Consider the following 25,303-nt stretch of genomic DNA (forward strand, 5'->3'; position numbering starts at 1 on the left):
TTTCCTCCAATTATTATATACCGGAATCGTTGCTATTTAAACCCTCAAGTGCTATTATTTACGTATCAGCGATCAGCCCCGCTTATGCGGGGGTCTTGGCGGGGCATACTCGTCCGGACAAGGCGAATACTCAGAAAGAGGGACATCCATGTTATCAAAATTCAGTGTGAAAAGGCCTTATACAGTGGTGGTAGGAGTTGTGTTGATCATAATTCTCGGAATCGTGTCATTCGGGAATATGACGGTAGATCTGCTTCCGAGCATGAACCTGCCTTATGCCATGGTAATGACGACATATCCGGGGGCAAGCCCGGAACAAGTGGAGACAGTTGTAACAAAGCCTGTGGAACAGACGATGGCAACTGTGAGCAACATAAAGAATGTACAATCTGTATCAAATGAAAATGCTTCAACAGTGATTCTCGAATTCGATCAGACAGCCAATATGGACTCTGTCACTATAGAGATGCGGGAAGGACTAGATCAGATCAGCGGCTTCTGGCCGGATGAAGTAACCAATCCCATTATAATGAAACTGAATCCAAGTATGATGCCTGTACTGATTGCGGCAGTCAGTGCTGATGGAGAAGACGCGGCCGAAACGACCCGGATCATCGAAGAGCAGATTCTTCCGGAAGTGGAAAGCGTGGAAGGCGTAGCGTCGGTCTCTACTGCAGGCAGCATCGAAGAGACCGTACAGATTACTGTAAATGAACAGAAGATAGAGGACTTGAATGAAGAGGTCAAGGCGGAATTAGAAAAGAAGATGAATGAGGCGGCCTCGGCCCTCCAGGCGGCCAAGGACCAGGTGGAGACCGGCAAGGCGGCGCTGGCGGCCGGCAAAGCCCAGGCATCTTCCGGTATGGGAGCGGCCGAATCACAGATATCGCAGAAGGCGGAGGAGATCAAGCAGGCGCAGCTCGAGATTACAGAAAAGATGGCAGAGCTCAATGTTACGGATACGCAGCTGCAGCAGTCGCTTGCCACGATACAGTCATCCAAAGCAGCGGCTGAAGCACAGCTTACACAGCTTAAGACTTTGAAGGCAAGCTACGACCAGATGAAAAAGCGTTACGATGAGCTTGATGCGAAAGGTGACGGAGGAAGGACACCGGCGGAACAAGCAGAGTTTGACCAGCTGGATAAGCAACTGAATCAGATGCAGCCTCAGATTACGAATTATGACACAGCCAAAGCAGCTCTGGAGGCTACGATAACGCAGCTTTCCGAACAGGAGGCTTCGCTTAAGGAAGGCCAGGGCAAGGTGACTGCGGGGAAACAGCAGCTGGAAGCTATGCAGAAGCAGGTCAACGACGGCGCCATGACACTGGCGCAAGCCAGAGGGCAGCTTGCGTCCGCCCAGGTTGAGGCGGCGGCAGGCCTCGGAGAGGGAGCGGCGCAGCTGGCGGCAGGAGAAGCGATGATCCAATCCCAGGAGGCCCAGATGGAGGCGGCCAAAGGGGAAGCTTCTGCCAACTCGGATATCAGCAGCATGCTGAATGCCGATATGGTGAAGACGCTGCTGGCGGCGGAGAACTTCAGCATGCCGGCCGGATATGTGACAGAAGAAGGCCTTGATTATCTTGTACGTGTCGGAGATAAGTTTAAGAGCATAGAAGACATAAAAGATCTCGTGCTCATCAATATGGATGGTATAGACCCGGTAAAGCTGACGGATGTGGCAAATGTAGAGCTTACCGACAACTCGGATGAGACATACGCCAAGATTAACGGGAAACCAGGCATGATGCTGAGCATACAGAAGCAGACCGGGTATTCTACCGGAGATGTGAGCGACCGTGTGCTGGAGAAGCTGGAGAGACTTCAGAAAGAGCACAAGGACATCAAGGCGGTGACTTTGATGGATCAGGGCGTCTACATCGATTTGATTGTCAATTCTGTACTTGAGAACCTGATCTATGGGGCGGTACTGGCGATTATAATACTGCTCGTATTCTTGAAGAGCTTCCGGCCCACGTTTGTGATTGCCTGCTCGATACCGATCAGTATCATGACCGCTCTTGTGGCCATGTACTTTTCGGGAGTTACGCTCAATATCATATCTTTGTCGGGACTGGCGCTCGGTGTCGGCATGCTTGTAGATAACTCTATCGTAGTAATCGAGAATATCTACAGGATGCGCAACGAAGAGGGGGCATCGGCCAAGACGGCGGCTATTGAAGGGGCGAGGCAGGTGGGAGGGGCTATTACGGCTTCCACGCTTACGACGATATGTGTATTCCTTCCGATTGTATTTGCGACCGGAATTACAAGGCAGCTGTTCGTGGACATGGGGCTTACGATTGCATACTCGCTGCTTGCCAGCCTCGTAATCGCACTGACTCTCGTACCGATGATTTCTGCCGGGCTGTTAAAGAAGACGGAAGAGAAAGAGTCACGGCTGTTCATAAGGATTAAGGATTGGTACGGCAAACTGCTTGCCAGGGCGCTGCACAAGAAGCCGCTTGTGCTCATAGGAGCACTTGTCCTGTTCGTAGCAAGCGGTGCACTGGCCATATCGAGGGGGACGGAATTCATGCCCCAGATGGAGAGCACGGAGATCAGCATGACGCTTGAGACGGAGAAAGGGACGAGTCTTGAGGATACGGCAAAAGCAGCGGATAAGGTGATGGACCGTGTCGGAAAGCTGAAGGACGTCAAAGATATCGGAGCGATGGTATCTTCTTCCAATATGATGGGGACATCGACAGCCACAAATGTGGTGGAGTTTTATGCAATCACGAAAGATAAGCCTTCGCTGTCCAACAATGAGCTGAAGAAGGAGATAGAGAAAGCAACGAAAGACCTTGACGGCGAGCTGACGGTCAATATGTCCAATATGGACATGAGTGCGCTTGGCAGTTCAGGAATCAATGTCCAGATAAAAGGAAAGGACCTGGACAAGCTGCAGAAAATTGCAGGGGATATCAAGAGCATGCTGATTGATATCAAAGGGACGCAGAATGTAACTGACGGGACGGAAGACAACAAAGAAGAGCTCCGCGTCATCGTCGATAAGTCAAAAGCCACGGAACACGGACTCACGGTTGCCCAGGTATACCAGAGCCTGAACAAGCGGCTGTCTGAAGCCCAGAGTGCGACATCCCTGTCCACGGACGCGCAGGATTATGACATCTATGTGGTAGACGATGCGGACGAAAGCCTGACCCGGAAAGACATCAGGGAGCTTACGGTCACGGCGGATAAGCAGGATGGGACGACAGAAGAGGTGAAGCTTTCCGATATCGCTTCATTTGAAGATGCTTCTGGCCTGCGGGCAATCAGCAGGAAGGATCAGAGCAGGTATATGTCTGTGACTTCAGAAGTCAAAGACGGGGATAATATCGGGCTTGTGAGCAGCCGTGTAAATAAGGCGCTTCATTCATACGAAGTGCCGGAGGGCTATGAGGTGAAGATGGTCGGGGAAGACGAGACGATCAACGAGTCCATGACAGAACTCTTTAAGATGCTCGGCCTGGCACTTGTATTCATGTATCTCATTATGGTTGCACAGTTCCAGTCGCTGCGCTCTCCGTTCATCGTCATGTTTACCGTGCCGCTGGCATTTACAGGAGGTCTGTTTGGATTGTGGATTGCCGGCAAAGCAGTGAGCGTTATCGCGATGGTAGGATTTGTCATGCTGTCAGGCATTATCGTGAATAATGGTATTGTGTTTATAGATTATACGAATCAGCTGATTGCCGCAGGGATATCGAGGCATGAGGCACTGGTGGAAGCAGGAAGGACGAGGCTCCGCCCGATAGTCATGACGGCGCTGACGACCATTCTTGGCCTGTCGACGCTTTCTGTAGGGGTCGGAATGGGAGCGGATATGGTACAGCCGATGGCAATCGTGACCATCGGAGGACTGATATACGGAACCATATTAACATTAGTCGTAGTTCCATGTATCTTTGATTTGTTCCACAAAAAGGAAAAGGCAAGGCTTCGCGAGGAAATCGAAGAAGATGCAGAAACTGCAGAACCTTAAGGATGAGAGAGGTACGGTAGTATGATCGACAAGGCGGTTGCATTTGCAACGAGAGCACACGAAGGACAGTTCAGGAAAGGGACAAAACGGCCATATATCGTCCATCCCGTTGAAGTGGGTGATATCGTGTCCTCCATGACGGAGGATGAGGAGATTATCAGCGCGGCGGTGCTCCACGATACGATTGAAGACTGTGCCGGTATTACGGAAGAAGTGCTTGCCACGGAATTCAGCATCAGGGTAGCTGTAATGGTCGCACAGGAAAGCGAGGATAAGTCGAAGACATGGGTAGAACGGAAAGGGGCGACCATCCGGCATATCGGGAAGTCTCCGCTGGAAGTCCAGATGATAGGCCTTGCAGATAAGCTGTCGAATATGAGGGATATAGACAGGGATTATCCTGTGGAGGGTGAAAATCTGTGGAACAGGTTCCGCATGAAGGATAAAGAGATGATCGGGTGGTACTATAAAGGTATCAGGGATGCACTGGCAGAGAGCTTCAGAGGGGTAGAGGCATATGAAGAATACTGCAGGCTCGTAGAAAAGAATTTTGGATAGAAAGGCTGCCTGGCCAAACGGATAGGATAAGGAAGCAGGCCGGAACTTACCGCTTACGTGTAAGTTCCGGCCTGCTTTTGCAGCGGTGCCTTTTGAACGTCATTTTATTCCGGTTATCTTTTCCCGGCAGGCACTTGCCGGATACCAGCTGCAGCCATGGCATATGTCCGCAAGCATGTCCGGCGTGATATGCCGGCGGATGTATGAAGCCAGCTTCTGGTAGATGTATGTCTTTTCTTCCAGTCCGAAATATTCGGCGGTCTTCCTGTCAAAAAGCTTTACTTTTTCATTCTCCCGGCACAGGTCGGTATCCAGCATGTCCGGGCAGCAGGAACATAAGTCATCTGTGGAAAAGACGAGTTCGATGGGAGTCTTGTCCTCTGTGCGCAGCCGATGGACGACTGCATCCATGTTCTTTACAAACGCTTCGCTGTAGCCTTTGCCCGAGTATCCCTGGGTACAGAGCAGATGGTGTGGTCTCAGACGCATGCGGCACTCACCAGCCTTCTGTGGATCCTGAGTCCAATGATGGTGGCCAGGGCTGCTTTTAATATCGCTGTCGGTATAAAAGGAAGTACACAGGCCGTGAATCCCACCCATACGCTGCTTCCGGTCACGAGGCAGAACATTACGATGCCGCCGATATAATTGATGGCCGTACCGAGGATAAGGAAGGTGAGGAAACCCATGTTGACACGCCGGAACTTTTCTGCCCCGAAGCCTATGATATATGCCATAATAGGGAATGACAGGAGAAATCCTCCGGTCGGCCCTATGAGGTACTGGTACCCGCCTGTGAAGCCGGCAAGGACCGGAACGCCCGCGGCTCCGAGCAGTACATAGATCAGAGCGGCAGCGGCCCCTTTTTTCGCTCCGAGTATGATAGCCGCAAGTGTGATTGCGAACGTCTGCATCGTCATCGGGACACCCGCCGGCATCGGTATGGATATCTGTGCCATGATTGCGATTACGGCAGTGCACAGACCGATGGTGCAGATGTCTTGAACGGATATTTTTGAATGATTCATGACAGCCTCCTTTAGAATTAGTATGTATGCAGTATATCCGAAATCAGGGGAAATGTCAACCTTATAAATATATTAGTTAACATTATGCGAAAATGTTGACATTCAAGCTACTTGAAGGTGTTTAATAACGGTAAGGAGGAACAGAATTGACCATTAAAGAAGTTGAACAACTGGTAGATATGAAAAAAGCGAATATCCGTTATTATGAGGAGGAAGGCCTTCTTGCTCCGGGAAGAAATAAAGAGAATAATTACCGGGAATACAGCATGCATGATGTGGAAGATCTGAAGAAGATAAAGTTCCTGCGGGTGCTCGGCGTTCCGGTAAAAGATATCAGAAGGGTAAAAGAAGGCAGAGTGACGGTATCCGAGGTTATCGGGGCAAGAAAAGCAGCACTTGAGCAAGAGATGGCAGAGCTGTCCGAGGCGAGAAGCCTTTGTGACAAGCTGATACAGCAAAATGGCACCTTTGATAATCTGGATGTAACTCTTATGGATATGCAGAATGCTTTCTTTAAAATGAGAGGAGAGAAGATTATGAGACTGGATAAAGTCTATCGTTTGGAAAACTATCGGAATATGTGTAATAGAATCTGGCAGACGATTTTCCTGATCTATTATCCTGCCATGCTGTCGTTAAAGTTCGTGATACATTATGAGCTGCCGTTCTGGCTGACCCTGCCGATGACAGTATCTGTGCTGGCGGCCGCGGCTACGGCGGGGGTGATTGATTATAAGATTGCACATTATAAAGAAGAAAGTTCAAATTAGCATCTGCACACAGATAGGAATGGAAACGTTCTCCCTTTGACAACTCTATTTTTTCAGTATATTATTAGAATCAAGGGAGTCAGGAGAGCATAAAATGATTATCAGCGCGAGCAGAAGAACCGATATCCCCGCATGCTATCCGGAGTGGTTTGTCAACCGACTGAAGGCCGGGGAGATATTAGTGCCAAACCCATATAACAGGAAGAAGATCAGCCGTATCGCCATATCACCGGATACGGTTGATTGTATTGTGTTCTGGACGAAGAACCCGGAGCCGCTCCTGCCGAAGCTCAAAGAGATCGATCAGCTCGGATACCGGTATTATTTTCAGATGACCGTCACGGATTACGGTACGGATATGGAGGAGAACTTGCCTTCGACGGAAGAATCCATGGCAACCTTCGTACTGCTGAGCGAGCGCCTCGGGAGACAACGGGTCGACTGGAGATTCGACCCGATTATCCTGAATGGGACTTATACGCTCAGCTATCATCTGGAAAAGTTTGAGATGATGTGTGAATGGCTGCACAAGTATACGGACCGGTGCATCATCAGCTTTGTGGATGCTTACAGGGGGAATCCCTGTCCGGAATTAGAGGAAGATGAGATGGCTTCTGTCGCAAAAGGGCTTGCCGGAATTGCCGGGAAGTATAAGCTTCCTATCTATACGTGCGCAGAGAAGGTGAATCTGGAGCGATACGGCATACGGCACGGCGCCTGTATCGACAAAGAGAAGATCCGGGACATTATCGGATATAAGCTGGACCTGAAGAAAGATACCGGGCAAAGGACAGCATGCGGCTGTGCGGAGAGCATTGACATCGGGATGTATGATACCTGTGTCAACGGGTGCGCATACTGCTATGCGACAGGGGGGCTTGCGAGCGCCCGAAGGAAGAAAGAACAGCATGACCCTGCATCGCCCCTTCTGATTGGTCAGCTTCGGGGAGATGAGACGATTGTGGACCGTAAGGTGCAGTCGAGCAGAGACATGCAGATATCACTGTTCGACTATCCGTTCGGTATCGGCTCGACAGATGGATATTGTAAGAAATGCACAAAAATATATGATATAATATATTGATTTTCATGAAATGGATGGCAGTTCCTTGATAAATTCTTGACAAGGAACTGTTTTTTTGCTATGTTTAGACTAAAGTACAAACGTTAGTCTAAAAGCAAAAGAACGACGTGTGAGGTGAAGAGATGAGTTTGATAACAAGCATCCAGAAGTATTCCATCCATGACGGTGACGGGATACGGACGACAGTCTTTTTTAAAGGATGTCTGCTGAAATGTCTGTGGTGCCACAATCCGGAGACACAGTGTTTTAAGCCCGAGCTTCTCTGCGACAGGGAACGGTGTGCAGGATGCGGCAGCTGTGCGGCGGTCTGTCCGCAGAAGGCGGTGAAGGTACAGGAGGGCAAGATGGTCACTGACCAGAAGCTCTGCAACGGCTGTGGTACATGTGTAGATTACTGCAACCTGAACCTGCGGGAAGTGGCCGGGAAAGAATATACCATCAGCGAGCTGGTCAGGGAGCTTAAGAAAGATGAGATGTTCTACGAAGAATCCGGCGGCGGGGTTACGTTGTCCGGCGGCGAGGTTATGATGGCCGACATGGATTATGTAGTAGAGCTTGCGAAGCGGCTTGATAAGATGGGAATTTCGGTTACGGTTGATACGTGCGGCCAGGCGCCGAGTGAGAATTTCGAGAGGCTTCTGCCGTATGTAGATACATTTTTGTATGATATCAAGACGATGGATAACGACGTACATAAAAAGTATATGGGCATGGGGAATGAGCAGATTCTAAAGAATCTGGAATATATCAGCAGCAAGGGTGCCCGCATATATATCCGCATTCCGGTAGTCCGGGAAGTAAACGGCTCGATTGAGGATATGGGAGCGATTATAGACTATCTCAAGGAAAAGCAGATCAGGGTGGCCAACGTGAACCTTCTGCCGTATCACAACACTGGTTCAGGCAAGTATGAAAAGCTCGGACTGACGTATAAGGGGACGGACCTTCATGCACCGTCGAACGATGAGATGGAACAGTTTGTAACGCTGTTTAAAGAATCAGGTTTCCACAACGTAAAAATAGGAGGTTAATGAAGATGGAAGAAAGAGGAATGAACGAACGGATCAAGAAACTCAGAAAGCTCAGCCTGGACACTCCGGCACATATTGACATGGAGCGGGCCGAGAGCATGACTAAGACGTATGAGGCTTTTGAAGGCTCGCTGTCCATCCCGGAACTCCGCGCCCAGGTGCTGAAAGACTATTTTGCAACGAAGACGTTATACATAGGCGAGGGCGAGCTGATTGTCGGCGAGAAGGGCGACTCTCCGCAGGCATCCCCTACATTTCCGGAGCTGTGCTGCCACACGATGGAAGATATGCATGTCATGAATGACCGTGAACTCATAAGCTTCAAAGTGAAAGAGAAAGATTTTGAGAAGCAGGAAAAGGTGATGATTCCGTTCTGGGATAAGAGATGCATCCGGAACAAGATTCTGCGCCAGATGACACCGGAGTGGAAGAAAGCGTATGAGGCAGGGCTGTTCACAGAGTTTATGGAGCAGCGGGGGCCGGGACATACGGTCGGCTCTGTAAAGATATATGAAAAAGGATTCCTTGACTATAAAGAAGATATCCAGGCGGCAATCGATAAGCTGGACTTCTTCAATGATCCGGAGGCGCTAGATAAGAAGAATGAGCTGGAGGGCATGAAGATTGCCTGCGACGCTATCATAATCCTCGGCGAGCGATACGCAGCCTATGCGAGAGAGCTGGCAGAAAAAGAAGCTGATCCGAAGCGAAAAGAAGAGCTGCTTCAGATTGCGGCCAACTGTGACGTCGTACCGGCACATAAGCCGGAGACGTACTGGCAGGCAATCCAGATGTACTGGTTCGTACACCTCGGCGTCACGAGTGAGCTGAATCCGTGGGATGCGTACAGCCCGGGGCGTCTTGACCAGCATCTGAATCCCTTCTATGAAAAAGACGTAGAAGAGGGAACGCTGGATGATGAGAAAGCGCTGGAGCTGCTGGAATGCCTGTGGGTCAAATTCAACAACCAGCCTGCACCGCCGAAGGTAGGCATCACACTGAAAGAGAGCAGCACGTATACAGATTTTGCCAACCTGAACACAGGCGGTATCGCTCCGAACGGTGAAAACGGTGTCAATAACGTGAGCTATCTGATTCTGGACTGCATGGATGAGATGAAGCTGCTGCAGCCAAGCTCCAACGTACAGATCAGCAGGAAGACGCCACAGAAGTTCCTGAAGCGTGCCTGCGAGATATCACGCAAGGGATGGGGGCAGCCGGCGTTCTACAATACGGAAGCTATCGTCCAGGAACTGCTCAATGCCGGCAAATCGCTGGAAGATGCAAGACGCGGCGGTACGAGCGGTTGTGTGGAGACGGGGGCATTTGGTAATGAAGCCTATATCCTCACCGGATACTTCAACATTCCGAAGATATTCGAGCTGACGCTGAACAATGGCTACGATAAAGTAAGCGGACAGCAGCTAGGACTTGAGCTCGGATATGCTGCAGACTTTAAGACATACGAAGAGCTATACGATGCATTTAAAAAGCAGATGAAATATTTTATCGATATCAAAGTGCAGGGAAGCAATGTCATCGAGAAGATATATGCAGAAAACATGCCTGTGCCGTTCCTTTCCATCATCACCAACGACTGTATCTCAAAAGGCAAGGATTACAACGGCGGTGGTGCAAGGTACAACACAAAATATCTGCAGGGCGTCGGAATCGGTACGATTACGGACTGCCTGGCATCCGTGAAGTACAACGTATATGAACAGAAGACATTTACGATGGATGAGCTGATGCAGGCGCTGGAAGACAACTTCGAGGGGCACGACAGGATCTGGAATATCGTATGCAATAAGACGCCGAAATACGGCAATGACGACGACTATGCGGACAGCATCATGAAAGATGTGTTCGAATACTACAGAAGCCAGGTGACGGGACGGCCGAATATGCTCGGAGGCATGTACCGCATCAACATGCTTCCTACCACGTGCCACGTATACTTTGGAGATGTCATGATGGCGAGCCCGAACGGACGCCTGGCCCACAAGCCTGTATCCGAAGGAATCTCACCGGAGAAAGGCGCGGATACGAACGGACCGACATCCGTCGTAAAATCATGTGCCAAGATGGACCATCTCCAGACAGGCGGAACGCTTCTGAACCAGAAGTTCACGCCAAGCGTCGTTGCAGGAGAAGAAGGACTGAACCAGATGGCGAATCTCGTGCGTACGTACTTCAACATGGACGGACACCATATTCAGTTCAACGTAATCGACAAGGAGACGCTGATACAGGCACAGAAGCACCCGGAAGATTACAAAGACCTGATCGTGCGCGTCGCAGGTTACAGCGACCACTTCAGAAATCTGAGCAAGGCGCTGCAGGATGAGATAATCGAACGGACCGAACAGAGCTTCAACTAAACGGCTGGGGACAGGGAGAAACGCGGCTGGGGACGGAGGTTTTTTTAAAAACCTCCGTCCCCAGCCGCGTTTCTCCCTGTCCCCAATTGATTTTATGAGCAAAAGAGTCTACAATAGTGTGGAAAACGAATGTGGAGAGTGGGGATAAGATGGCAGCGCGAGACGCTGATCAACAAGCTGCTGACGGGCATCAACAATAACAGCTTTATCGAGATAGACCGGATAGAATCAGAAGATATCCCGCTGGAACGGGAGTCGGGCTTTGAATCGCGATGAGCTCTTGTACCAATCTGGTAAAAAGTAGTTATCCAAACATTCGCTTTTATGATAGAATGTACTATATGAAAGACGTATACCGACACGAAGAGAGAAAGAGGGACGACATGGGGAAAAGCGAAGACAAGAAAGGCGTAAAGAACAGAATCGTATCGGCAGCGTGGCAGCTGTTCCACGACAAAGGATACAATGGGACTACCGTAGATGATATCATTGAACTTTCAGGCACATCCAAAGGTTCTTTCTACTACTATTTCAATACGAAGGATGAGCTGCTCAATACACTGGCGTTTATCCTGGACGACTACTATGAGGAGCTGGAGCAGAACATGGATGCCGGCATGGACAGCTTTAAGAAGCTTTTGTATCTGAATGCCGAGATGCATGCCATGATGGAGGAGAAGATAAGCCTTGACCTGCTTGCGTCGCTTTACTCCACGCAGCTGGTGGCAGAAGGGCAGGTGCACCTGCTGGACAGCAACCGCAAATATTATAAGCTCATTACGAAGCTGGTAGAAGAAGGGCAGAGGCGGGGTCAGATACGCACCGATAAGACAGTCAGAGAGATCGTTAAATATTATGCGATGTGCGAGCGGGCGCTCGTATCCGACTGGTGCCTTAACAAAGGCAGCTACTCCCTTACGCAGTACAGCAAAGAATGCATGCCGGTCATGATGGAACACTTCAAAGCATAAAATGTCAGAGACGGTATGGAAATACGTTCAGGAAAAGAGGAAGAGATATGGTGATTCAGGGCTTACAGAAACTTACACTTTTGGATTATCCGGGGAAAGTGGCCTGTACGATATTTACGGCAGGATGTAACTTCCGGTGCCCTTTCTGCCACAATGCTTCGCTGGTAGTGGACACATATAAGAACGAGGAAATCAAGCTGGATGATATATTTGCATTCCTGAAAAAGCGTATGGGTGTATTGGACGGGGTCTGCGTAACCGGAGGAGAACCGCTGATTCAGTCTGATATAGAAACGTTTCTGCGGCGGATAAAGGAGATGGGCTATGCAGTAAAGCTCGATACGAACGGGAGCTTTCCGGATAAGCTCAAAAGGCTTGTAGACGAAAAGCTTGTGGATTATGTAGCCATGGACATCAAGAATTCCCAGGAGAGCTACGGGAAGACCATCGGCATCCAGGACTATGACATACGGAACATACACAGAAGCGTCCAATATCTGCTGAGCGATGCCGTGCCATATGAATTCCGCACGACGGTCGTCCTGGAGTTCCATCAGCGTTCGGACTTTGAGTCCATAGGCAGATGGATCAAAGGGGCGCAGCGCTATTACCTCCAGCAGTTTGTGGATTCCGGCGATTTGATCCGGGAAGGGCTGCACGGATACAACAAGGAGATTATGGAACAGGCGCTCGAAGTGGTAAGCAAGTACGTACAGACCGCGGAAATACGTGGGTTATAGCAAAACTATACAATAACAACATGTTGTGAAAGAATCAAATTTGTGCACAATATGTTGTTATTTTTATTGACTGGCATACAAGAAGAGTGGTAAGATAAAAGAACCGAACAAATGAAGATGGAAGTTCTTATAAGGACAGAAGAAAAAAAGAAAAAGTGGGGAGGCTCTATCATGTATCAAGTAACAAAGAGAGACGGTCAGATAGCTAAATTTGACATCACAAAGATCAGCGAGGCAATCAGAAGGGCATTTACGGCTCAGGAAAAAGAGTATAACCAGGATATCATCGATCTGCTGGCGTTGAAAGTTACCGCTGATTTTGAACCGAAGATAAAGAATTCGCTCGTTCAGGTAGAGGACATCCAGGACAGCGTCGAGGCAGTCCTTATCAAAGCGGGATATGCAGATGTGGCGAAAGGCTATATCCTGTACAGGAAACAGAGAGAGAAGATACGTAACCTGAATTCCACGATGCTCGATTACAGAGAGATCGTGGACAGCTACGTTAAAGTGACGGATTGGCGTGTAAAGGAGAATTCCACAGTCACATACTCGGTCGGGGGGCTTATCTTAAGCAATTCAGGTGCCATTACCGCCAATTACTGGCTTTCTGAGATCTACGATGATGAGATTGGACAGGCACACAGGGACGCCGATATCCATATCCATGATCTGTCTATGCTCACAGGCTACTGCGCAGGCTGGTCGCTGAAGCAGCTCATCCAGGAAGGGCTGGGCGGAATACCGGGAAAGATATCCTCATCGCCGGCAAAGCATCTGAGCGTGCTCTGCAACCAGATGGTCAACTTCCTTGGCATCATGCAGAACGAGTGGGCGGGAGCGCAGGCATTCTCTTCCTTCGACACATACCTGGCCCCGTTTGTAAAAGTAGATGATCTGCAGTACGAAGATGTGAAGAAATGTATCGAGTCGTTTATCTACGGTGTCAATACGCCGTCCCGGTGGGGGACGCAGGCGCCGTTTTCCAATATTACGCTCGACTGGACCGTTCCGAACGACCTTGTCAACATGCCGGCCATCGTCGGTGGCAAAGAGATGGATTTCACATATGGCGACTGCAAGAAAGAGATGGATATGGTCAACAAGGCGTTTATCCAGATTATGATCGAAGGAGATGCCCACGGGCGCGGATTCCAGTATCCGATACCGACCTATTCCATCACAAGTGATTTTGACTGGTCTGAGACAGAGAACAATAAGCTCCTGTTCGAGATGACCGCCAAATACGGGACACCTTATTTCTCCAATTATATCAACAGCGATATGGAGCCAAGCGATGTCCGGAGCATGTGCTGCAGGCTTCGTCTGGATCTAAGAGAGCTCCGGAAGAAATCTGGCGGCTTCTTTGGCAGCGGCGAGAGCACCGGTTCCGTCGGTGTCGTGACGATAAACATGCCGAGAATCGCGTACCAGTCGGCCAATGAAGAAGAATTCTTTACCCGCCTCGACAAGATGATGGATATCTCTGCCCGTTCGCTTCATGTCAAGCGTACCGTCATCACGAAGCTGCTTGATGAAGGGCTCTATCCGTATACAAAGAGGTATCTCGGCACATTTGACAACCATTTTTCAACGATTGGGCTGATAGGCATGAATGAAGCGGGCCTGAATGCAAAATGGATTGGGAAGGACATGACTCACGTGGAGACACAGGAGTTCTCCAAGAAAGTGCTGAACCATATGAGGGAAAGGCTGTCAGGCTATCAGGAGGAGTACGGCGAGCTTTATAATCTGGAGGCGACGCCGGCGGAATCCACAACCTACAGATTTGCCAAGCATGACGTGGCACAGTTCCAGGATATCATCACGGCGGCAGAAGGAGACGGAACGCCTTATTATACGAACAGCTCCCATCTGCCGGTAGGTTATACGGAAGATATATTTGATGCGCTTGATATCCAGGATGAACTTCAGTCATTATATACGTCCGGGACAGTATTCCACGCGTTCCTCGGGGAAAAGCTTCCCGACTGGAAGTCAGCGGCCTCGCTCGTTAAGAAGATAGCGGAAAATTACAAGCTTCCTTATTATACGATGTCTCCGACATATTCCATCTGCAAGAACCATGGATATATCAACGGAGAAGAGTACAGCTGCCCGGAATGCGCAGAGACGACGGAAGTGTACAGCAGAATCACCGGGTATTACCGTCCGGTACAGAATTGGAATGACGGAAAGTCGCAGGAGTTCAAAGACAGGAAGGTTTATGACCTGAATCGTTCTAAGCTGCATATTACGTCAAAATCAGGGGAAGATATTGGTGAAGTGCGGGAGTACGAGGCGGAAGAACCACAGAAGATTCTCTTCACTACAAAGACATGTCCGAACTGTACGATAGCGAAGTCGATGCTGGAAAAAGCGCAAATAGACTATGTGCTTGTAGACGCGGAAGAACATGCGGACCTTGTTGAAAAATATGGTGTAAAGCAGGCACCTACACTTATAGTTATAGATGAGAACGGTGTAGAGAAGCTGGCAAACGCATCGAACATTAAAAAGTATACAGAGGGTAAATGATGTATGATGCCCTCATGAGGAGGTAGTCCTATGTATGATATTGTAATTGTCGGAGGCGGAACGGCCGGAATGACAGCTGCGATTTATGGACTACGTGCGGGAAAAAAAGTATTGCTCATCGAAGGAACCACCTTCGGTGGGCAAATTACGTTATCTCCCCACGTAGAGAATTATCCAGGAATAGCAGAAGTGAGCGGCAGCGCGTTTGCGACAGCGATGGCGGAACAGGTCGCTGCACTTGGAGCAGAGCTGGAATATACAAAGGTGAAGTCTGTCAGGAAAGACGGCGGGAACAAGATTGTCGTGACCGAGGAGAAAGAGATACCGTGCAGGACAGTGATCCTGGCAACCGGGGTATCGCACCGCCACCTTGGCGTACCACGGGAAGAGGAGCTTGTAGGAGCCGGCGTGTCCTACTGTGCAGTCTGTGACGGCGCGTTCTTCAAAGGCAGTGACGTGGCTGTCGTGGGCGGCGGAAGCACGGCGCTCCAGGATGCCGTATTTCTGAGCGAATACTGCAGCCATGTGTATGTCATCCACAGGAGGGATGCATTCCGTGGCGAGAAACATCTTGTAGAGACGCTGAGCGCCAGAGACAATGTGACCTTCGTGCTGGACAGCGTAGTAACAGAAATCAAGGGTACGGATGCGGTAGAGAGCGCCGGCATCCTGAATAAGAAGACCGGCGAGACATCAGAATTTAAGGTGGAAGGAATCTTTATCGCAGTAGGGCAGAAGCCAAACAACGATCCGTTTGAGGAGATAGTAAAGCTGAATGAAGAGGGTTATATCCTGGCGGCCGAAGACTGTATGACTTCCTGTCCCGGCATCTTCGCGGCCGGGGACTGCCGCACGAAAGAGATACGCCAGCTGACGACAGCAGCGGCGGACGGATCTGTGGCCGCACTTGCGGCGTGCAGATATATAGAAGAGATGGACGTGTAGGCCTAAGAAGGCACGGAGCTTCCACGTGGCGTGGCATCTCCGTGCCTGATGCTTCCTATGGCTGCGCTTTGATCTACAGCCGATTTTTTTTCAGCGCGCTGTACTTCCCGATTCCAAAATGGTCGGCCTTCAATATGTCAAATGATTTTTCATAGTCGCCTTTTCTCATATAACGCACCATCTTTTTAAGATTTTCATTTGTTTTCGGAATATGCATCCCGTTTTTTATAGAATACTGGCCCATCCGTATGAGCTCGGACAGATTCATTTCATATATCTTATTGATGCGCTCATTTTCAAATATGCTGATAATCTCCATGTGCATGGCCGTATCGGCCACTTCCCACTCATAGACATCACCGGCCGCGGCGCACATGCGCACGACCTTCTCTTCTATACGGTAAGAGAACTCTTCATAGCGCTCCAGAGTAAAGATCATCTTAAAAGCAGCGCCTTCGAGCAGCTCTCTCAACTGGTAGATCTCGTTGATATCCTTATCGGATATCTCCTTTACGGTCATGGACTTATAGTAGTCGGTGACGATAAGCCCCTCCGCCTGGAGCATTCTTATAGCAGTCCGGACGGGGCTCCGGCTCATGCCGAGTTCTTTCGTAAGCATAGCTTCGGTAAGCGACATTCCGGGGGGATAGCTCAGGTTCAGGATATTTGCTTTTATTTTCTCGTAGGCCTGGTCGGCCAGAGAGGATGTCTTTTCAGCCATTGGATACCTCTTTTCTACTGGATATACTCGGGCAATCAAAGCGGCAAAGTATACATTGATTTATATTGTATACAAAGTATAACGTGATTTCAAGGCAAACACAAGTTTTTTTTTAAAACATATTGACTTTTGAAATAGGTAATGCTATATTGGATATAGAAAAAATTGTATACAAATTATTTTAATGTATACAAATTATTTGAAATATGTCCAGAGAGGAAGGTATGGAAGATGAAGTTAGGATTTATCGGTACAGGCAATATGGCATCTGCGATCATGGGAGGCATCATTAATAAAGAGATAATTCCGGCGGAGGAAATCATCGGAGCTGACTTGTTTGCCCCGGGAAGGGAGAAAGCTCAGAAGCAGTTTGGGATTCATGTGACAGACAGCAACAAAGAGGTGGTATCTCAGGCGGAGGTGATCGTCCTCTCAGTAAAGCCTCAGTTTTATGAGGATGTTATCAACGAGATTAAGGATGATATAAGAGAGAGCCAGATTGTTATCACGATTGCACCCGGCAAGACGCTATCCTGGCTTGAAGAGAAGTTTGGAAAACCGGTTAAGATAGTACGTACCATGCCGAATACCCCGGCAATGGTCGGAGAAGGCATGACAGCTGCATGCCCGAACGGCCACATGGATGAAGAGGGGATAGCATATGTGAAGAAGCTCCTGGAAAGCTTCAGCCAGGTCGAAATCGTTCCGGAACGGCTGATGGACGCGGTTGTCTCAGTCAGTGGAAGCTCCCCGGCTTACGTGTTCGTACTTATTGAAGCCATGGCGGATGCAGCCGTATCAGGAGGGATGCCAAGGCCACAGGCATATAAATTTGCCGCTCAGGCCGTGCTCGGAAGCGCCAAGATGGTACTGGAGACAGGTAAGCATCCGGGAGAGCTGAAAGATATGGTATGCTCACCGGCAGGCACCACGATTGAAGCGGTGCGCGTGCTGGAAGAAAGAGGGTTCAGAAGTGCTGTAATCGAGGCGATGAAGGTATGTGAAGACATATCAAAGAGTTTATAGACTACAGCCTATAGACAGAGGACAGTTTCTACGGAGAAACTGTCTTTTGTCAGTATCATAAGGCTGTGTTAGTGTCGAAATATCAATTTAGTCTGCGTGAAAGGGAAAATTAACAGAAAATAAAAATAATTATAAAAAAGATATTGACAAATATATAAAGTTGGTATATTATATAAATATAAATAATAAACAAGATAAGAAAACAGACAAAACGTTTGTTGGAAGTGAGTTTATTATTAAATTGGAAAGATGCATTCATGCAGAGATAAATTTTTAATAATATTGATTGGTAATGTGATTCGGAAGAAGAAAAGTATTGATTGGATGTAAGAAGTTCAGTAAGTATAGCATATCGAGCAAAATGAATTATTAAAAAATATTATCGAAGAGTGGAGCAGATTTCAAAGAAATAGTTTAAGAAAGGAAGGTACGGACCACCAAAAAATTAAACTATGTATCTGATTCAGAGCAATCAGAAAAAATTTTACCAACAGAAAGGGTAAAAGAATGATTGAAGAATCAAAGTAAGGATGGGTGTCATTATTTCATATAATTGATGCCCATCTTTACTGTCCTTTTATGTCCTGCTATAATAGATTACGTAATTATGCAGGCTATTAGACTTATATTGTACATTGGGGTATGTACAGACGGAGACGACGATATGCCGAAAGCTTATAACCAGAAAATAAAACTGCTGTATCTTATGGATCTGCTGGACAGGCAGACAGATACGGGACACACGATAACGATGAAAGAAATCCTGTCCGCACTGGAGGCCAATGGTATCCAGGCGGCCAGAAAAAGCATATACAGCGACATCGAGACGCTCAGGCAGTACGGCATGGATATTGAATACAGGAAAGAGCAGCCGGAAGGATACTATCTTGCAAGCCACAGTTTTGAACTGGCAGAGCTTAAGCTGCTCGTCGACGCGGTGCAGTCATCCCGGTTTATCACGGAGAAGAAATCCAGAAGCCTGATTAAGAAGATCGAGGGGCTGGCGAGCAGATATGAGGCGTCCTGCCTGCAGCGGCAGGTGTATGTATCCGACCGTATCAAGACGATGAATGAGAGCATTTATTACAATGTTGATAAGATTCATGCCGCCATATCGGAAAATTCTAACATCAGGTTCCAGTATACACAGTGGACGATAGACAAGACGACCGTGCTGCGCAATGAAGGGAAGTTCTACCATATCAGCCCGTGGGCGCTCAACTGGACCGAGGAGAACTATTATCTGATAGGCTATGACGCAGAGAAATGTGCGTTGAGACATTTCAGGGTAGACAAGATGCTGAAAATAGAAATTATGGAGGAGCGAAGGGAAGGCGAAGAGATATTCCGGGATTTTGATCCCGCGAGATACTCCAGAAAGACATTTGGAATGTTCGCGGGAAAGGAAGAGACAGTGACTATACGCTTTCCTAACCCCCTTATCGGAGTAGCCCTTGACCGGTTCGGAAAGTCTGTTCCGATAAAGAGAGATGGGGAGGACTACTTTACAGCAAGGGTGCAGGTGGCTGTGAGCGAACAGTTTTTTGGGTGGTTAACAGGATTAGGAAAAGATGTTATAATAGTTTCACCTGAGGAGGTTGCAGGGGAGCACAGGAGACTTCTTTCGGAGATCATTGATGCTTACTCCTGTGGTACATAACAGGTTCTGCTGATGTGGATAATTAATAAGGAACAAAGGAGACGAAGATATGGATATGGTAAACTTAAATGACATGATTGGCAATGCATTGGGCGGGACATCTAAGCTCGCAGCCTCAGGTACTGCACAGGGGACAACGGCACTTATCGTCGCTGCCGTGATAGGTGCCCTGGTATGCCTGTTCGGACTGAAGCTTGTGAAGCTGCTGACAGCAGCGGCAGGAGCGGTCGTCGGTGCAGGATTAGGAGTATCTGTGGCGATTGGGTTCGGGCTGACGAAGATTGCCTTTCTGGCTGTAGTGATTGCAGGTGCCGTCATACTAGGTGCGCTGGCTTTTTTCTTGTACAAGTTCGGCGTGTTTCTTATGGTGCTGGCCTGTGTGTTCGGCGTGTGTGCGATGCTGCTGAATCTGGACTCTGTTATCCCGCTCATCATCAGCATCGTGATAGCAGTTGTATTTGCGGTGCTTGCGGTAATCTTTATAGAGCCGCTCGTCATCATCGTCACAGGCCTGTCGGGCGGTATCTCAACAGGGCTGGCTGCAGCTGAGCTTGCGGGGCTTACGGCACATGCATGGATCGGATTGGCAATCGGTGCCGTGGCTGCGGTCGTCGGTATCAGCGTCCAGTTTATGATGCACTCCAGAAAGATAGGGATGACTGAGAAGGTACATGCAAGGAAGTTCAAAGAACAAGTATCCAGAGAGTCTGAAGTAGAGAAGGCGAGAATGATACTTGACGATGACGCGGAAGAAAATGAGGATGAAGAAAGCTGAGTCCTGTTTATGACACACCTCCCCTGCTATAGTATGAGCTATAGCAGGGGAGGTGCTTTATTATGTATAAAATCTTTAAAATGATATTGCTTATCGCGGGGTTCACGATGCAGGCTGCGGCAGTGGTCATGTTCGGCTTTACAGAAATCAATATTTCAGGATATATGTACATGGCTGTCTGGGTAATATGCGGCGTCCTCATCAAATATTCGCTGCAGTCGCTGTCCTCAGACAGTAAGGCAAATTAACCCATATGGACGGTGTTTAGTTGTATTTTACGGCGGATGTGATATAATATAAACATAAAAAACGAATAAAGGGGGCTTACTGATGAAGATAGATATGCACTGTCATGTAAAAGAAGGTTCGGTGGACAGTAGAGTAAGCTTGGATGAATATATCACAAAGTTGAAGGAGGAAGGCTTTGATGGGATGCTCATCACTGACCATGATACCTATAAAGGCTACCGCCACTGGAAATACAACATGAAGGACAAAGTGCATGAGGATTTTGTCGTGCTGAAGGGGATAGAGTACGATACATGCGATGCAGGGCACATCATCTGCATTATGCCGGAAGGCGTAAAGATGAGGCTGCTGGAGCTGCGTGGCCTGCCTGTGGCCGTATTGATAGATTTTGTGCACCGGCACGGGGGAATACTCGGGCCGGCTCATCCTTGCGGAGAGAAGTATCTTAGTTTTACGAACACGAAGAAATTTTATAAATCGCCGGAAATCATAAAGCGTTTTGATTTTATAGAGGCCTTTAATTCCTGCGAGCCCGAAGAGTCTAATGAGGGAGCCGTAAAGCTTGCACGGAAGTACAAGAAGCCCGGAATCGGGGGAAGCGATTCCCACAAGCTGGACTGCGTGGGCAGAGGATATACCGTGCTGCCTGAGCATGTGACCTGTGAGACGGAGCTCATATCCCTTATCCGCCGGAAAGTGCCTGTCGAAGCAGGAGGAACCCTGTATGACAAGACGACCAAGGATAAGATTGGGAAGGTGAATAAGCTGCTCGTATATTCTTTCTGGTTCTATAACAAGGGCGGAGAGCTGCTCAAACGCCACAGAAGAAGACGGAAGGGTCAGGTGGAGAATCCGGTAGACCCGATTGACCCGATTGAAATCCCTTACCTGGAACGGATGAAATAATGAGACAAGTCCTTTACAGCACATGTAGAGGACTTCTCTTATGTCTGGCAAATGTATTTGCTTTTTCCGGTACCAAAGATTATGAAAAAGGCGCAGTGAAAACCCTATAATAAGATTCATGCATAGGAGGCAGAATATGGCAGATTATAAGGAAATGATCAAAAGGCAGAGAGCGTATTTCAGAGAAGGAGAGTGTAAAAGCATCGGATTCAGGATAGCGCAGCTTACGAGGCTGAATGCATGGATCTGTGAAAACGAAGAGGCCATAATGGAGGCGCTTCAAAAGGATCTGCACAAGTCGCCTTTTGAAGCTTATGCTACAGAGATCGGTATTGTGAAAGAGGAGATAAAATATACGTTGAAGCATCTGCGCAAGTGGGCCCGGCCAAAACGGGTCCCCACGCCGGTTACGCAGTTTCCGTCCCGTTCCTTTATCTATCCGGAGCCTTACGGAGTCGTGCTAATCATGTCGCCGTGGAACTATCCGTTCCAGCTGACGATAGCGCCTCTTGTGGGCGCTATATGTGCGGGCAACTGTGCTGTCGTCAAACCTTCTGCCTATTCGCCGCACACTTCTGCCATCGTGGCGAAGATGATCCAGGCACTTTTCCCGAAAAAGTACGTGGATGTGATCACGGGTGGAAGAAAGGAGAACGAAGCGCTCCTGAACGAGCGCTTTGATTATATATTCTTCACCGGCAGCGTGGATGTCGGCAGATACGTGATGGAGAAGGCGTCAAAGCACCTCACGCCCGTGAGCCTTGAACTGGGCGGAAAAAGCCCTTGTATCGTGGACGAGACGGCGGATATCAAGATGGCGGCAAAGCGTATCGTATGGGGGAAGTTCCTGAATTCAGGCCAGACATGCGTTGCTCCGGATTACATATTAGTGCACAAGAGCGTAAAAGATAAGCTGCTGAAGCAGCTGGAAAAGAACATATACAAAATGTACGGCAAAGATGCCTGCCATAATGCCGATTATCCGAAGATGATCAATGACAAGCATTTTGACAGGGTGCTCGGACTTATGAGAGGAACCCATATCGTATGCGGCGGCGGAAGCAGAAGCGATACGAGGCAGATAGAACCGACGGTAGTAGACCAGGTGAACTGGGACAGCCCGGTCATGCAGGAAGAAATCTTCGGCCCCGTGCTGCCTGTGCTCACCTTCTACGACATTAAAGAGGCGGCCGCCATGGTCAATGCCAGGCCCCGTCCTCTGGCGTTATACCTGTTCACGAAAGAAAAGAGAAGGGAAGCCTACATCTTGCGGCACGTATCCTACGGCGGCGGATGCATCAACGATACGGTCGTACATCTGGCGACATCCCATATGCCGTTCGGCGGAGTCGGGAACAGCGGCATGGGCGGCTACCATGGCAAGGCGAGCTTCGATACGTTCACACATCAGAAAAGTATCATGAAAAAGTCGCTGCTCATAGACATACCTGTACGTTATGCACCGTTTAAGAATAAACTGAATATACTGAAAAAGCTACAATAATCGAAAGGGGTCAGACCTCCTGCATATGCAGGGGTCTGACCCCTTTCAAAATTCTAAGACAATTGGCCGATTTGAAAGACAATTGTGCTTATTGTCCATGCTGTAAGCAGCTGGAAGAGAACAATTCCCAGTGTGCTTTTCCAGCTTTTCAGTTCCCGGTGCATGGTCGCTATGGTGGCGGTGCATGGAACATACAACAGGCAGAATACCATGAGCGCGTAGGCATTCAACGCGCCGAACCCCATAGAGCCAAGCGTGGCCACCATGGTGCCCATGCCGTGGGCGGTGGTGATGTTCTGGATGCCGAACAGTACGCTGCAGCTTGATACGACGACTTCTTTGGCGGCGATTCCGGCGATGAGGGCTACGATAATCTGCCACTGGCCGAGGCCCGCTGGCCGGAAGATCGGCACAATCGCCTTTCCGATTATGGAGCCGAAGCTCTCGGTGATGTCGGTAACGTATCCGCCTGGGCCGAAGTTCAGGATGACCCACATGATGACCGATGCGATGAAGATAACAGTACCGGCCTTGGTCAGGTAATCTTTTATCTTTTCCCATACGTAGATGGCGATGGTGCGTGCATTCGGGGCCTTATATTCCGGCAGCTCGATCAGAAGCGCGTGTTCTGCCTTGCTTCCATCCATTTTAGACAGGATAAACGCAGTGGTGATAGCCACGACGATGCCGAGCACATACATGGAATAACAGACCATCATGGCTTGCTTCCCAAAAAACATGGAGGAAAACAGGACATATATAGGCAGCCTGGCACTGCAGGACATAAATGGCGTGACAAGTATCGTCTTGAACCGGTCCCTCTTATGTTCCAGCGCGCGGGATGCCATGATGGCAGGCACCGAACAGCCAAATCCAAGGAGCAGTGGCAGGAATGCACGTCCCGACAGGCCGAGCCGGCTCATGATGTCATCCATGATAAAGGCGACACGGGCCATATATCCGCTGTCCTCAAGAAACGCCAGAGCGAGGAACAAGATAAATATGTTGGGTAGAAAGGTGAGTATCCCTCCTACTCCGGAGATGATGCCATCCACGACGAGAGAAGTCATCATCTCTCCAGTATTGATGGATGCAAGGCCGGCGGATACGGCAGCGGACAGCGCCTCGAGACCTATCTCGAAATATCCTTTCAGCCAGTCACCTATTGTAAAGGTAAAGAAAAATACAAGAGCCATAATACCGAGGAAAATAGGAAGACCGAGCCAGCGGCTGGTAAGATAGCGGTCTATCTTGTCTGTGGAGGCCTCTTTCCGTGATTTGTTCACGAGTACTTCTGCGATGATTTCCTCGATGAAGTTATATTTCTGATTGATGATATCCTTCTCATAGCTGCGGTTCACCGTGCTGCCCAGATCAAGGGGATAGGCATTTGTAATACCCTTGTCCTGTTCCAGTATCTTGATGGCATGCCAGCGCTTGTTATCCAGATGAGGATAACTCCGGCTGAGCGCAGAGATGATGAGGTCTATCTTGTCTTCTATGTAATCTTCATATACCATGGCATATTCTTCATGATGATTGTGCCGGTGCGAAGACCGGAGTCCGGGATGGTGGTGGATCAGAGGGCCCTGCCTGTCGTATTCTTTGTGGTGGGAGACGGCATGCATGAGGATGGAAAGGCCGGTCTTCTTTCTGGCAGATACCGGGATTGCGGGAACACCGAGCATCTCGGGGAGCCTGTGGAGGTCGATCTCCATACCGCGTTCTTCTACGATATCCATCATATTCAGCGCCAGAACGACCGGCTTGCCAAGCTCTATGAGCTGCAGCGTCAGATACAGGTTGCGTTCCAGGCTGGATGCATCTATCACGTCTATGATGACATCCACCTCATCGCTCATAATGCATTCCCTGGATACGGTCTCTTCCATCGTATAGGATGTAAGGCTGTATATGCCCGGAAGATCGATAAGCTTGAATTCCTGCCCCTTGTATGTAGCACGCCCTTCTTTCTTTTCCACGGTGACACCCGGCCAGTTGGCCACCTTGAGGTTGGCGCCTGTAAAGGCATTGAACAGGGTCGTCTTTCCGCAGTTCGGATTACCTATGAAGCCTACGTTGATGGTCTTTCTCATTGTTCCGCCACCTCCCGTACTTCGATATGGTCGGCAATCCTTCTGCCCATGGCAAAGCGGGTGCCCCGGAACTTTGCCGTCAGGGAGCCCTTTTTGTCATTGTTCAATATTGTAATCTGTGTACCTTCTGTCAGACCGAGCGCCTCGAGACGGCGTTCCAGGCCAAGCTCGATATCAATCGACTTGACCTCGTAGGTCTGGCTGTTTTTTCCTTGCTTCAGTGTCATATCGGAATAGCTCCTATAATGTTATTGATAATTATTATCTATTACATTCCATATCATACCACTATTTGACGTAAATGGCAATGTGAAGTATACTATAAACAC

Annotated in this window: 22 protein-coding genes; 17 read left to right on the forward strand and 5 right to left on the reverse strand. The window is 48.9% G+C overall.

The genetic code is table 11. The annotated features are described in order from the left end of the window. Window positions 1-148 precede the first annotated feature (148 nt). Complete coding sequence (locus E1963_RS11745; RefSeq protein WP_132278181.1) at window positions 149-3,991, forward strand: efflux RND transporter permease subunit; 3,843 nt, start codon at window positions 149-151, stop codon at window positions 3,989-3,991. 21 nt (window positions 3,992-4,012) lie between these two features. Next, window positions 4,013-4,549: an HD domain-containing protein gene (locus E1963_RS11750; protein ID WP_132278183.1), complete on the forward strand. Its 537-nt coding sequence runs from the start codon at window positions 4,013-4,015 to the stop codon at window positions 4,547-4,549. A gap of 99 nt (window positions 4,550-4,648) precedes the next feature. On the opposite strand, the gene E1963_RS11755 is transcribed toward E1963_RS11750, so the two are convergent. Next, complete coding sequence (locus tag E1963_RS11755; RefSeq protein WP_132278185.1) at window positions 4,649-5,038, reverse strand: DUF1284 domain-containing protein; 390 nt, start codon at window positions 5,036-5,038, stop codon at window positions 4,649-4,651. Then, on the reverse strand, window positions 5,029-5,577 hold the full coding sequence (locus E1963_RS11760) for a biotin transporter BioY (RefSeq protein ID WP_132278187.1): 549 nt from the start codon (window positions 5,575-5,577) through the stop codon (window positions 5,029-5,031). The genes E1963_RS11755 and E1963_RS11760 overlap by 10 nt, the downstream gene beginning before the upstream one ends. A gap of 146 nt (window positions 5,578-5,723) precedes the next feature. Here E1963_RS11760 and E1963_RS11765 point away from each other — a divergent pair, with 146 nt between their 5' ends. The 9 genes from E1963_RS11765 (at window position 5,724) to trxB (ending at window position 16,037) form a co-directional block, all read left to right on the forward strand. Continuing rightward, a complete protein-coding gene (locus tag E1963_RS11765; RefSeq protein ID WP_132278189.1) occupies window positions 5,724-6,347 on the forward strand; it encodes a MerR family transcriptional regulator in 624 nt (207 codons plus the stop codon). A 94-nt stretch (window positions 6,348-6,441) separates the two neighbouring features. Continuing rightward, window positions 6,442-7,431: a DUF1848 domain-containing protein gene (locus tag E1963_RS11770; protein WP_132278191.1), complete on the forward strand. Its 990-nt coding sequence runs from the start codon at window positions 6,442-6,444 to the stop codon at window positions 7,429-7,431. Between the two features lie 122 nt (window positions 7,432-7,553). Continuing rightward, entirely contained in the window at window positions 7,554-8,462 is a 909-nt protein-coding gene (locus E1963_RS11775) for a trans-4-hydroxy-L-proline dehydratase activase (protein ID WP_132278193.1), read from the forward strand. A gap of 5 nt (window positions 8,463-8,467) precedes the next feature. Continuing rightward, window positions 8,468-10,843 carry a trans-4-hydroxy-L-proline dehydratase gene (gene hypD / locus E1963_RS11780; protein ID WP_132278194.1) on the forward strand — a complete coding sequence of 792 codons (2,376 nt, stop codon included), beginning with the start codon at window positions 8,468-8,470 and terminating at the stop codon, window positions 10,841-10,843. A gap of 138 nt (window positions 10,844-10,981) precedes the next feature. Next, window positions 10,982-11,119, forward strand: a complete 138-nt coding sequence (locus E1963_RS19745) for a hypothetical protein (RefSeq protein ID WP_167482185.1) — start codon at window positions 10,982-10,984, stop codon at window positions 11,117-11,119. Between the two features lie 65 nt (window positions 11,120-11,184). Continuing rightward, window positions 11,185-11,814 (forward strand): TetR/AcrR family transcriptional regulator, encoded by a 630-nt coding sequence (locus E1963_RS11785; protein ID WP_330570811.1) that lies wholly within the window; start codon window positions 11,185-11,187, stop codon window positions 11,812-11,814. Window positions 11,815-11,861: 47 nt separating this feature from the next. Next, window positions 11,862-12,554 (forward strand): anaerobic ribonucleoside-triphosphate reductase activating protein, encoded by a 693-nt coding sequence (locus E1963_RS11790; RefSeq protein ID WP_132278196.1) that lies wholly within the window; start codon window positions 11,862-11,864, stop codon window positions 12,552-12,554. Window positions 12,555-12,725: 171 nt separating this feature from the next. Continuing rightward, window positions 12,726-15,092, forward strand: a complete 2,367-nt coding sequence (locus E1963_RS11795; protein WP_132278198.1) for a ribonucleoside triphosphate reductase — start codon at window positions 12,726-12,728, stop codon at window positions 15,090-15,092. Between the two features lie 30 nt (window positions 15,093-15,122). Further along, window positions 15,123-16,037, forward strand: a complete 915-nt coding sequence (gene trxB, locus E1963_RS11800) for a thioredoxin-disulfide reductase (protein WP_132278200.1) — start codon at window positions 15,123-15,125, stop codon at window positions 16,035-16,037. Between the two features lie 73 nt (window positions 16,038-16,110). Here the strand turns inward: trxB and E1963_RS11805 are convergent, their stop codons facing one another. After that, window positions 16,111-16,758 (reverse strand): GntR family transcriptional regulator, encoded by a 648-nt coding sequence (locus E1963_RS11805; protein WP_132278202.1) that lies wholly within the window; start codon window positions 16,756-16,758, stop codon window positions 16,111-16,113. Window positions 16,759-16,989: 231 nt separating this feature from the next. Here E1963_RS11805 and proC point away from each other — a divergent pair, with 231 nt between their 5' ends. From proC to E1963_RS11835, 6 genes are all read left to right on the forward strand, one after another. After that, window positions 16,990-17,784, forward strand: coding sequence for a pyrroline-5-carboxylate reductase (gene proC / locus E1963_RS11810; protein WP_132278204.1), 795 nt, complete (start codon window positions 16,990-16,992; stop codon window positions 17,782-17,784). 664 nt (window positions 17,785-18,448) lie between these two features. Further along, window positions 18,449-19,444: a helix-turn-helix transcriptional regulator gene (locus E1963_RS11815; RefSeq protein WP_132278206.1), complete on the forward strand. Its 996-nt coding sequence runs from the start codon at window positions 18,449-18,451 to the stop codon at window positions 19,442-19,444. A 49-nt stretch (window positions 19,445-19,493) separates the two neighbouring features. Then, a complete protein-coding gene (locus E1963_RS11820) occupies window positions 19,494-20,219 on the forward strand; it encodes a hypothetical protein (protein ID WP_132278208.1) in 726 nt (241 codons plus the stop codon). A gap of 62 nt (window positions 20,220-20,281) precedes the next feature. Continuing rightward, on the forward strand, window positions 20,282-20,467 hold the full coding sequence (locus tag E1963_RS11825; protein WP_066578920.1) for a hypothetical protein: 186 nt from the start codon (window positions 20,282-20,284) through the stop codon (window positions 20,465-20,467). Between the two features lie 82 nt (window positions 20,468-20,549). Continuing rightward, window positions 20,550-21,374 carry a PHP domain-containing protein gene (locus tag E1963_RS11830; RefSeq protein ID WP_132278210.1) on the forward strand — a complete coding sequence of 275 codons (825 nt, stop codon included), beginning with the start codon at window positions 20,550-20,552 and terminating at the stop codon, window positions 21,372-21,374. A gap of 136 nt (window positions 21,375-21,510) precedes the next feature. After that, window positions 21,511-22,878, forward strand: coding sequence for an aldehyde dehydrogenase (locus tag E1963_RS11835; RefSeq protein ID WP_132278212.1), 1,368 nt, complete (start codon window positions 21,511-21,513; stop codon window positions 22,876-22,878). Between the two features lie 53 nt (window positions 22,879-22,931). Here the strand turns inward: E1963_RS11835 and feoB are convergent, their stop codons facing one another. Continuing rightward, complete coding sequence (feoB, locus tag E1963_RS11840; RefSeq protein ID WP_132278214.1) at window positions 22,932-24,974, reverse strand: ferrous iron transport protein B; 2,043 nt, start codon at window positions 24,972-24,974, stop codon at window positions 22,932-22,934. After that, window positions 24,971-25,201 carry a FeoA family protein gene (locus tag E1963_RS11845; RefSeq protein WP_132278216.1) on the reverse strand — a complete coding sequence of 77 codons (231 nt, stop codon included), beginning with the start codon at window positions 25,199-25,201 and terminating at the stop codon, window positions 24,971-24,973. The genes feoB and E1963_RS11845 overlap by 4 nt, the downstream gene beginning before the upstream one ends. Between the last annotated feature and the right edge of the window lie 102 nt (window positions 25,202-25,303).

It is taken from the genome of Extibacter muris, from assembly GCF_004345005.1.
Lineage (GTDB): Bacteria > Bacillota > Clostridia > Lachnospirales > Lachnospiraceae > Extibacter > Extibacter muris.